This is a genomic window from Paenibacillus aestuarii, assembly GCF_027789125.1.
GTDB lineage: Bacteria > Bacillota > Bacilli > Paenibacillales > NBRC-103111 > Paenibacillus_E > Paenibacillus_E aestuarii.
In genome coordinates this window covers 1-9911 of the sequence record NZ_JAQFVF010000062.1, presented here as the reverse complement: position 1 = coordinate 9911, position 9911 = coordinate 1, and the positions used below count along the sequence as shown (strand labels likewise).

The following is a 9911-nucleotide window of genomic DNA, read 5'->3' as shown; positions in this document are numbered from 1 at the left end:
TGGACGGGACAGATGAAAATAAGCAAACGCGGAAGATCTCGCCTCCGTCGTTTCATCTACATGATGACCATGAGTATGGTGGGGAACAATCCAGAATTCAAAGCCATGCATGAATACAATGTACAGGTGAAAAAGATGAAGAAAATGAGATCTCTAATGAAATTGTGTGGTAAATTGGCTCGAATACTCGTTGGAATGGCCCGCAGCAACGAACCCTACAGCCCTGCTAAAACAATGCCACTTCAGTTAGCAGCTTAAGTAATAACCAATCGTTTCGTCTTACGAATTTTGGCTTATTCGCAGGATTTCAAAAGAAAGCACGGGGTACCGGATGTATTGAACCAAAGGGCAATGACCCGTAACGTTAGCAAGACCGGCCTCCACCCCTTGGACAGGCGTAACGAAGGAATGAGAGGGCAATGACCCGTTGAGACATGGGAGTGAAAACCTCCAGGGACGGTGTGGAGAATGCGTGCAGTATATGGAAATATATGGGGTGTAAACTTCCCCCTCTGTTTCAGTGCGCCTTCGTGTTGCCAAGGTCTATTACGGTGACTCTATTCCAAACCTTCTGTCTTTTAACAAGGGTGAAATCCTGCGAATAAGCGAGTATACGTGAGAAAACTTAATCGAACCGAGGGAGTTCAATAAATGTCGTCGGAGATTGGGTTTATTATACAACAATCGATAGACAAAAAATGAGCATCAAGGTATTTACAAAGTGCGCACAGATGGTACTCAAAGAACGAAAATCCGATGCTCCGGCAGGCCGAATTACCGTTGATGGAGACTGGATCTATTATGTGGACCAGGAATTAGTCGGGCAAGGGTAATATTCGGTCGGTTATTATACTAGGCATTAAGAAGATCAGAACGGACGGTAGCGGCGAGACTTCCTTATTCCGAGTGACTGCAACCGATTCAATGAGCAGTGCTGTCGAAGATTCCATCCATGTCTTGAAGGACTGGATTTATTTCATACAACCTGACAATGGTGTGCATCCCGCTGCTTTGAACAAAATTCGCAAGGACGGATCGCAGCTTACGCCGCTCGCCTCGAGTGGAAACTTCAATTCCTTTATGATCGCGGACGGTTGGATTTATTACGGAGCTAACAATCTACGGAATGACTCAAGTCCTCCAGAGATTGAGCAACTCCAATTATTTCAGAGCCCAAGTTGGAATGTGGCTTCAACGGAAAACGGATAGAAAAAGGGTGTTGAGGAAGATTTCCCTCAACACCCTTTCTCCTATTTCAGGTTGTCCAGAACAGTTTTGATGTCCGGATTCAACTTAAGCGTATTAAAAATAACATTAAGTGCTTCTGCACGAGTGGCTGTAACCCTTCGGGTTGAACTGTCCATCAGCCTTACCATTAATCACGCCTGCTCCAGCAGCAAAGCTACTCGATGAATCAGCAAAATTAGACGTCTGGAAATCCATGGAAGGTCCGTGTGCGGTGATTAATACAACCTGGGGTACACTTATGTACATTCTAGAAACAATATGTGGAAGGAAAAAACCCAAGGGCATGGTATTAGGCATAAAGTGATTTAAAGATGTTAAAAGGTTACGAAGAACTCCAACCCACTTCAGTTTCGTGGCATTGGAGTATTTTCATTAACGCCGTATTTATTATATAGAAATTGTTAAAAAAATAAAGCCTTGCCGATCCGGAATATTTTTTTCCTGAAATGTGAAAAATAAACTCAGTTCTGCACTAAATTTTGCACATCAGCTTAGTTAAAGAAGGTCGAATTTTTATGTTTGTCATCATCATGATCATCATAAATATGGCAGCAATACTTTCAATACGGTTCGCACGCAGAAAATTTAACATGTTAGAAATATGTGCGTATTGGATGCTAAATTGCGCAGTTATACAGCAGGTTTTTACAATTATCACCATAAATCTTCAAATGATTGAGGTCTCCGAAGGAGTCGGCGTCTTTTGGTATCTGGTTATGAATCGGTTAGTTCTTATGCCGTCCTTGATTATTTGGCTATTTTATTTTTCTAAAGACGTAAACATCATACGTAAAGCTATTTTTATGGGAGCATGGCTGCTTGTGTTATCGGGCATTCAACTTTTAAGCAAAACTTTCGGAATGATCGCCTATGTAAATTGGAATGTAGGATATTCCTTAGCTGAATGGTTTATGGTTCTCTTTGCCACTACAAGCTTCTTTCTATGGTTTCGTCACATCTTAAAGAAAGAAGAGTTTATCGTATGATCTTATACTTGCCATTAAAATTTGATGCTAATGAATGGTTTATTCTCATTGCTATTTTATTTGTCTTTACTACCGTGCTGCTCCTTCCAAAGCGGTTTTCAACCTTATTTATCGTATTTATGATGCTTTTCAATGTTTTTATTGGACAGACCGTAGATTATCTAATAGCTGTACCGCCTTATGATCTCTACGATGTAAACGACAGACCGGATTATGAGTTGTTCGATTTTCTGCTTTACTTCCTTCTCTATCCTCCGTCAGCCTATATAGTGCTTTACTTTTATAGCAAATGGAAAATCAAAGGATTATACGTGATCGCTTATATTCTTGGTTGTGCCTTATTAACAACCGGTTTGGAATGGATCGCCCATTTTCTTCACGTCTTTACATATAAAGGCTGGAAACTGGTTTATTCTTTCCCAGTCTATATTGGCGTATATAGTTTCAACATTCTTGTGCTTCGATTGGCGCAAACTTATGTCCAGCGCAAGCGGAATTTGAATAACATTTAGCCTTTCAAAGTTTAAGCTGCTATTTGATTCCGCTAGGCTCAAATCGACCTGCATATCGAAGCGTACGACCATACCATTTGACCAGGTCGATCACCATAAGATTATCTTCTTGCATAATCTGCTTCACCACATTTCCTCTAATCTCCAATGGGTGATTCGCGCACGACTTAAAGCCATCCCACACTTCATATTTCAATTCATCAGAGGCTGTTAAGGAAGCGGTAAGGCAATATTTAATAGAACAGATGTATTGTAAGATTCGTGGCAGAGACGGGCATGAAGGCTTGTACTTAACGAGTAAAAGCTCCAAAACTGTTCAATTGTTTCTGTCCGCTATTAAAGGTTCTCTTGCTACAAATGCAAGAGGTATTTTTTAAAAAGCTGAACAAGAGAAAAAAACACTTAGTGGTCAGCGCTTAGATCATGATGAGATTATCGAGCTACTTGAGAATGTCGGTAAAATCATTCGTCTACTGGATGTTGAAGCTCAGCAATCCTTTTGAATCCGCACCTCATCGACGGCTTCGTTCAACCAGTTTCATCACACGGAATTTGTCAAAGGTGATCTCGGCATCAGGGAAATACACTTCAATGCCACGAATAAAGGCAGGCGACATATCACAACATACTTCTTCGATCTGCTGTGCAGCAGCGCCTTTTGCGAAAAGATGCGACTTGAGGCGTTCCAGCGTATCCATGCCTTTGCCTTCGGTTGCAAATAGTACTGTCTTCTGATCAACATCAACAAATAGGGTAATGTAGCGGTGCCCGCGCCTCGATGAGGTTTCATCAATTGCAATCCGTTTTACACTGGATAGATCGAGCTCAGCCATTGCCTTATCGACATAATAATGGAAGATGCGCCACATCCGCGTATCATGTTGTCTTAGCTCACGGGCTGCTGCATTCACAGGCATCTCCGCCATTAATCGCATAGCCCATGCCTCAAAAAGCAGTGTGAAATGCAATCTGGCATGCATGAACGTCTTCCAATCCCAGAAATCCAATTAGGTCTTTTTTTGAATTATCACCATCCACCCATATACATAACACGGTACAATTCGAATCGAAATCGTATATGTACCAATTGAACAGGAATAATAAGCAAGATATAGTGTTATTGCATAGGAGTTATGAAGGGAGTCAATTACTTTGGATGTTGAATTGTTAAAGGATCTGATTAAGGATGATCGGGGCAATTATTACGCAGCAGTCCACAAGGAAGGTAATGAGCTGACTTTGGTTAATGCGATGCTAGAGCGGACTTACGAAGATTTATTGGAGTTTAATGAAGAATTCAAACAAAAGTATGCAGAGTACGAGCACCAGTTCATTGGCAAAATCATCATGGATAAGGTGCGGCACGACGTCGTATTCGCTTCCAAAGAGGACGGTCATGGCCGAATGCATGATTTGGGTAAGGTAATGAGAGAATACAGGGTTACGTTTATCGATATGACTGAATTTTACCGAAATCCTCGGACAGGACGCCTATGACAGCGAAACCGATAAACTTAGTGTTTTGGATTTGGTCCCCGTTTTTGATGAGATCGATGCAACCTTCGCACTGGGACAAGCTGTAGAGCTGGCTCAAGCAGCCGAAAGACTGGGATATTTCCGTTATTGGGTGGCGTAACATCATGATATGCCAGGGCTGGCATGCACCTCAACGGATGTGCTACTATCGCATATCGGTGCAAAAATACAAAGCATTCGTATCGGATCAGGGGCATTGCTGTTGCCGCATTATAAGCCTCTTAAAGTTGCAGAATCCTTTCAGTGGAAGATTTGGTACAGGTGCAACTGAACAACAAGTCCAGGAACTTATTTCTCAAGCTCAAGTGTTGGGCAGGGTTTTAAAAGCATCAGATGCATCGGTAGCTGGTTTTGCAATCAGTGAAGGTGCGCCTCTAATAACTGATGATGCTAGATTATCAAGGTTCTTACAAGAAGCGGGTTATCCAGTGGAGGGACACTAACATGGGAGCTTATAATATTTTAAAGCTTAATGGGAATTGTAAATCATGTATTCGTGAAGGTATCTTAGCCCTACAGTTCAAGTACGAGGATACGTAGAGTTACGACTATAATTTAGGTGATTACGACTATAATTTAGGTGATCGCCTGAAATGGGGCGGTAACGATATTGGATTAAAAGATCGAAAAAAAGTTGTACTTGATAGTATTTCTGAGCCATGTGACAGGTGCGGTTCAGTCTCAGACTATTATATTTATTTGGAAAATAATGTAATATATTCAATTGAACTAAACGACGGTAAATTTCATTTTAAAGAAGACGGATATTCTTTAATTCTAGAAAAGTAAAATTATCTTTCCCCAAAGGAGTTCATAACTCTCTTGGGGTTTCTTATTTATCCGCCGCACCTACCAACAATAATAACCATTCAGAGAGTAGGAACTGAGATAACTTTTCTGGCATTGCACCTGTGATTTATGGTTCTGGAGATAACCATAAGCACTACAAGTGCAAACAGGGCATTCGAGCCTTACACGAATTGTTTTATCGCCTCTCCGGAGAGACGGCTGAGAACACGGCCGATTCCATATCCGCAGTTCAGTCCTTACTTCAAGGAGGGATTTCAGCCCGGCAAAGTCAGATCACTATGCGCTATAAAAACTCTTTAGGGAGTGCGCAATCAGTTATGAAAGCTGCGTTAACCAATGGTATAGTTATGAATAATAACGTTGGAAGAGTGACCTACGAATTTGGTGCTGACATAAGGTTAACAGGCTATACATCACTAACAGTAAATGTCACTTATGGATCATAGAATGGGCTTTTCTCAAATAATAATTTCAGCCAATATTACATGGGTAGGTTGAATATGAAACTTTCTTGGTGCTCAATAATTAGTATGCTTACTATTCTTTTGTTAACAGGGTGTGATCAAGCTGCTACTTCCGGCGTTCCTAGTGCCCTTGCTTCAGTAAGTCCCGTGGATTCGCCAGTTCAGACTTTTGCACCTAAACCTTTCGATAATGGCGTTCTTCCTACGAACAATACATCAACTTCTACCCCGATTAAGGAGCCGATTGGATTTGAGATAGGTTCCCCAAAGGAAGAAGCCGTGGTATCAGATGAGAAGAAGCAGACGAAGAAATCAGTCATAAAGCCCATTTATTCGGTTGGAAAAGGTCAAGTAGCCATAACCATTGATGACGGTCCGACGAAATATACGGAGGAACTACTCAAAGTTCTAAAGGAACAGAACATACACGTCACTTTTTTCTTCATCGGACAAAATGCTGCTGCTTTTCCGCAGTCTGTGACCGAGGCTGTGTATGAGGGTCATGAAATTGGTTATCATTCGGACACGCATCCTCACATGTCTCAAATGACCTATGACGCACAGGAAAATGAGTTTAATAGCGGTCTAAATAAACTTATAAAGTTTGATAAGCACCCGGTCACATTATTTCGTCCACCCTACGGTGCCTATAACAACGATACTAAGCTCGTAACGGAAGAACACCTCATGCAAATGGTGCTGTGGAATGAAGATCCCAAAGATTGGGCAACAACGGATCCTTCCAAAATCGTTAAAAGTGTGTTAGCCCAAGTTCAATCTGGCAGTATTATCGTCATGCACGATCATCCATCTACCATAGCGGCTTTGCCGGATATTATTAAAGGCATAAGAAAGAAGGGATATACATTAGTAACGGTGCCTCATTGATAGGGATCTGGGGCCAGTGTTTGATTAATACTTGCATTTTTATGCAAGTGTCTTTTTTTTGCATTTATCGTGCTTAGGCCGTTATAGGATTTGACGACAACTTGAGTATGTCTTGAGGGGGAAAATCACGACACTCATTTACCGTTCCAATTTAAATGAAAAGAAAAAAACATTTATCTTAGAACATATTCATATCATTCTCGAGAAAGTAGAGAAGATAATAAACAACAACTGGTATAATTTATCGGTGAAAGGCCTCCTTCGCAATCGTGAAGGAGGTCTTTCACTACCCATTACCCATGTCTATTCTTAATGAATAACGCGACGAGCCGTCTTGAAATAAGTGCTCCACCAACCTGAGTTCATGTCCGAGATCGTCACACACGGGCTACCGAACGTATGCATGACTCTTTCATTCCCGATATAAATACCAACGTGATGAATCGGGGAATAGAAGAAAACAAGGTCACCTGGTTGAAGCTGATTTCTGGGTACATAAGTACCTACTTGGGATTGCGCCTTCAAATGAGCTTGTCACACTTTTCTGAGCACCAAAGTTTAGCGAACACCTAGATAATTCTTGCCTAAAGCAATGATGCTCCCAGCCTTGCTAGATACGGAAGTTGACGCAGCGGTTGTCTTGGTACTAGCTATAGCGGCATGTGCCGCTTGTGGCTCTGCAATGACACTAATGGAAGTAAATAAGGAAAAACTAAGTGTTATTCCTAATAACGACTTTTTCAGGCGATTCGTTTTCACAGTAGAGATGATAGGATATCCTCTTTGAGGATCGTGCATTAGGCCTTCACCTGGAATAACCTTAACACACGATAAACATCCTAAGGATTACCATATCCATCATCCATCATTTGACTAGTAATCAAACGACATACTAGCTCTTTATTAAAAACCATTAGAGTTCGATAAGCATAAATCTATTAAGATCTTCACATTTGATTTTAATGCAGTGCTTGTATAATAAGGCTATTCGATTTGATATATAGAAAGGAAGAAGGTCTTACAATTGAATAAGAGAGTAGCATTATCGAACACAATGAATCAAGTGAAAGGTAAAGCAGCTAAAGTGCCAGAAATAACGATTTACTTTTGGATCACGAAGCTATTAACAACCGGTATGGGTGAGGTAGCCTCAGATTATTTATTTGAACATTTAAATCCACTTATTTCAGCTCCATTAAGTGTCGTTATTTTTATTATTGCGATGATTTTACAATTTAAAGTAAGTCGATATATACCAGGCGTTTATTGGTTAGTTGTCGTTATGGTTAGCATTTTCGGGACAATGGCAGCAGATGTGGTTCGTGTTGGCCTTGGAATTCCCTATGTAGTTTCAACGGTTTTCTTTATAGTAGCCCTTGCTGTCATCCTCTTTACTTGGTATTCCAAAGAGAAAACACTGTCGGTTCATAGTATATACTCTCGCCGCCGCGAGGTCTTCTACTGGCTTACTGTACTGACAACGTTCGCGCTTGGCACCTCTGCCGGCGATTTAACTGCATCCAATATGCATTTGGGTTACTTCACATCTGGCATCGTATTTACTTGCATATTAGCCATTCCAGCTATCGGTTTTTGGTTATTTGGCCTGAAAGAAATAATTGCATTCTGGTTCGCCTACATCCTGACACGTCCAGTCGGCGCATCTTTCTCAGATTGGTTATCAGCCACTCATACTAGTGGAGGTATGGGATATGGCAGTGGTCCAGTTAGCCTAGTATTAACGATCTTCATTATTCTTTTCGTAGTTTTCCGCGGAGGCACTGCAGCTAAAAGTACGAAAGTCGAGGGGGATATAGTAGAAACCGTGTAATCTATTCGTTTCAAAAGGAAAAGATGGGCTTTGAGAACCTTTCAAATCCATCTTTTTGCATAATATGAAGACATTCCAATCTAATATCATACCTATTTGTCCAACTCATCTAGCACGTTTAATGTCGGGTGACAAGAACTTTATCCCATTCCCGACGGAAGGCAAGGGGGAATAATTCCCAACTGATTAAGCTCCCTCGAAATGATTTAATTTCCTCAAGCAAGCTGTGTATTCGCAGAAGGAACGACAATTTTATAAAGTTACGAAGGCAGCCGATCATCAATTGAAGTGACCCCTTAAAGTTAGACAAATTTTTTATGCAACCTGTTGGGCGTGAGCACGGTATTGTACCGGGCTCATGCCTTTTAATTTTGATTTGATGCGTTTGTGATTGTAGTAATCAATGTATCGTGCTAGTTCTAGCTTAAAGTGATCTACACTTTCAAATTCATTAAGATAAAGAAACTCCGACTTCATAATGCCAAAGAAGTTCTCCATCACCGCGTTATCGTAACAATTTCCTTTGCGTGACATGCTTTGGGTAATTCCTTGTTTCTTCAAAGCATGTTGATACGGCTTCATCTGGTAGTGCCAGCCTTGATCCGAATGTAGGAGGAGTTCATCCTCTTCGGATAAGCGTTTAAAGGCCTTATCTAGCATCTCAGAGACTAAGGAATAAGTAGGGCGGGGCCCTACTGTGTAAGTGATAATTTCACCGTTAAACAAGTCCAAAACAGGTGATAAGTACAGCTTTTCTCCAAATAGCTTAAATTCCGTAATATCGGTAACCCATTTCTCATTTGGTTTTTCCGCGTGAAAATTACGATTGAGTACGTTAGGTGCAATTTTACCTACTGTTCCTTTATGGGAACGATATTTCTTCATACGCACCACTGATTTCAAGCCTAATTCTTTCATGATACGCTGCACTTTTTTATGATTAACCCGATGTCCCCGATTATATAGTTCATCACGGATACGACGATAGCCATAACGTCCTTGATGTTCGATGTAAATGGATCGAATAAGGAGTTTTAGATCTTTGTCTAGATCGGGCTTATTCAACTGCTTTACCCAGTAGTAAAAGGTACTACGAGGGATGTCAGCAAACGCTAGCAATGCAACCACCGGGAATTCAAGCCTTAATTCATAGACTACTTGTGCTTTGTCTTGTTTGGTGATTTTTCCTTGTTTTGAACTAAGGCATTCAACTTTTTTAGATAGGTATTTTCCATACGCAAACGTTCTATTTCTGCTTTCAGAGCTTCAACTGAACCCTCCGCAGGTTCTAGTTTTTTCGAATTGTTCTCTTTCTTATTTGTCATAAGTGGGCGCCCCTTTTTCTTTGATTTCAGGGCGTCCTTTCCATCTTCATTAAATTGATTGCGCCATTTTCTAATGATCCCAGGGGAGGAAATATTAAAAATGACAGCAGCTTCATTTGGAGACGTCCCATGCTCGTTCATATAGTTGAGTACGTCTAGTTTAAATGACATGCTGTAAGCTGTATAGCTCTTTTCAAAAGCTTTTACCCCGTGATATTCGTATTGCCTAACCCACATACGTAAAACTTCATGGTTTATCCCTAATGATTTTGCAACGCTTTTAATTCCTTCCGTACCATTCTGATACTTAA

At 40.9% G+C, this 9911-nt stretch carries 11 protein-coding genes and 1 pseudogene; 8 read left to right on the top strand and 4 right to left on the bottom strand.

Annotated features, from left to right (window positions below):
• The 4 genes from O9139_RS23270 to O9139_RS23260 form a co-directional block, all read left to right on the top strand.
• Positions 1-258 (top strand): transposase (locus tag O9139_RS23270; RefSeq protein WP_270879451.1); only part of this gene is annotated, 258 nt, incomplete at its 5' end.
• Between the two features lie 576 nt (positions 259-834).
• Positions 835-1209, top strand: coding sequence for a DUF5050 domain-containing protein (locus O9139_RS33425; protein ID WP_377526644.1), 375 nt, complete (start codon positions 835-837; stop codon positions 1207-1209).
• Between the two features lie 554 nt (positions 1210-1763).
• Positions 1764-2234 (top strand): hypothetical protein, encoded by a 471-nt coding sequence (locus tag O9139_RS23265; protein ID WP_270884149.1) that lies wholly within the window; start codon positions 1764-1766, stop codon positions 2232-2234.
• Positions 2231-2746 carry a hypothetical protein gene (locus tag O9139_RS23260; protein ID WP_270884148.1) on the top strand — a complete coding sequence of 172 codons (516 nt, stop codon included), beginning with the start codon at positions 2231-2233 and terminating at the stop codon, positions 2744-2746. Before O9139_RS23265 ends, O9139_RS23260 begins: the two co-directional genes overlap by 4 nt.
• A gap of 512 nt (positions 2747-3258) precedes the next feature.
• On the opposite strand, the gene O9139_RS23255 is transcribed toward O9139_RS23260, so the two are convergent.
• Complete coding sequence (locus tag O9139_RS23255) at positions 3259-3726, bottom strand: transposase (RefSeq protein WP_270884147.1); 468 nt, start codon at positions 3724-3726, stop codon at positions 3259-3261.
• A 172-nt stretch (positions 3727-3898) separates the two neighbouring features.
• Here O9139_RS23255 and O9139_RS23250 point away from each other — a divergent pair, with 172 nt between their 5' ends.
• From O9139_RS23250 to O9139_RS23240, 3 genes and pseudogenes are all read left to right on the top strand, one after another.
• The gene (locus O9139_RS23250; RefSeq protein ID WP_270884146.1) at positions 3899-4243 is read left to right on the top strand and encodes a hypothetical protein; all 345 of its coding nucleotides are present in this window, start codon (positions 3899-3901) and stop codon (positions 4241-4243) included.
• Positions 4221-4523, top strand: a pseudogene (locus O9139_RS23245) (LLM class flavin-dependent oxidoreductase); the annotation flags it as partial. The gene O9139_RS23250 and the pseudogene O9139_RS23245, both read left to right, overlap by 23 nt.
• A gap of 1069 nt (positions 4524-5592) precedes the next feature.
• Positions 5593-6444 carry a polysaccharide deacetylase family protein gene (locus O9139_RS23240; protein WP_270884145.1) on the top strand — a complete coding sequence of 284 codons (852 nt, stop codon included), beginning with the start codon at positions 5593-5595 and terminating at the stop codon, positions 6442-6444.
• Between the two features lie 309 nt (positions 6445-6753).
• On the opposite strand, the gene O9139_RS23235 is transcribed toward O9139_RS23240, so the two are convergent.
• Positions 6754-6969 (bottom strand): C40 family peptidase, encoded by a 216-nt coding sequence (locus tag O9139_RS23235; RefSeq protein WP_270884144.1) that lies wholly within the window; start codon positions 6967-6969, stop codon positions 6754-6756.
• Positions 6970-7002: 33 nt separating this feature from the next.
• Positions 7003-7242 carry a hypothetical protein gene (locus tag O9139_RS23230; protein ID WP_270884143.1) on the bottom strand — a complete coding sequence of 80 codons (240 nt, stop codon included), beginning with the start codon at positions 7240-7242 and terminating at the stop codon, positions 7003-7005.
• A gap of 226 nt (positions 7243-7468) precedes the next feature.
• Here O9139_RS23230 and O9139_RS23225 point away from each other — a divergent pair, with 226 nt between their 5' ends.
• Positions 7469-8275, top strand: coding sequence for a COG4705 family protein (locus tag O9139_RS23225; protein ID WP_270884142.1), 807 nt, complete (start codon positions 7469-7471; stop codon positions 8273-8275).
• 315 nt (positions 8276-8590) lie between these two features.
• Here the strand turns inward: O9139_RS23225 and O9139_RS23220 are convergent.
• Positions 8591-9911 (bottom strand): IS3 family transposase gene (locus tag O9139_RS23220; RefSeq protein ID WP_270877922.1). Its coding sequence is split into 2 segments (ribosomal slippage), with 1322 coding nucleotides annotated over them: positions 8591-9495 and positions 9495-9911; the frame shifts between segments, so codons are not numbered across the junction. This gene is flagged as partial in the annotation.

Coding starts and splice junctions, on each gene's coding strand:
- O9139_RS23265 (WP_270884149.1), top strand. CDS start 1,764: ATGTTTGTCATCATCATGATCATCATAAATATGGCAGCAATACTTTCA.
- O9139_RS23260 (WP_270884148.1), top strand. CDS start 2,231: ATGATCTTATACTTGCCATTAAAATTTGATGCTAATGAATGGTTTATT.
- O9139_RS23255 (WP_270884147.1), bottom strand. CDS start 3,726: ATGCATGCCAGATTGCATTTCACACTGCTTTTTGAGGCATGGGCTATG.
- O9139_RS23240 (WP_270884145.1), top strand. CDS start 5,593: ATGAAACTTTCTTGGTGCTCAATAATTAGTATGCTTACTATTCTTTTG.
- O9139_RS23230 (WP_270884143.1), bottom strand. CDS start 7,242: ATGCACGATCCTCAAAGAGGATATCCTATCATCTCTACTGTGAAAACG.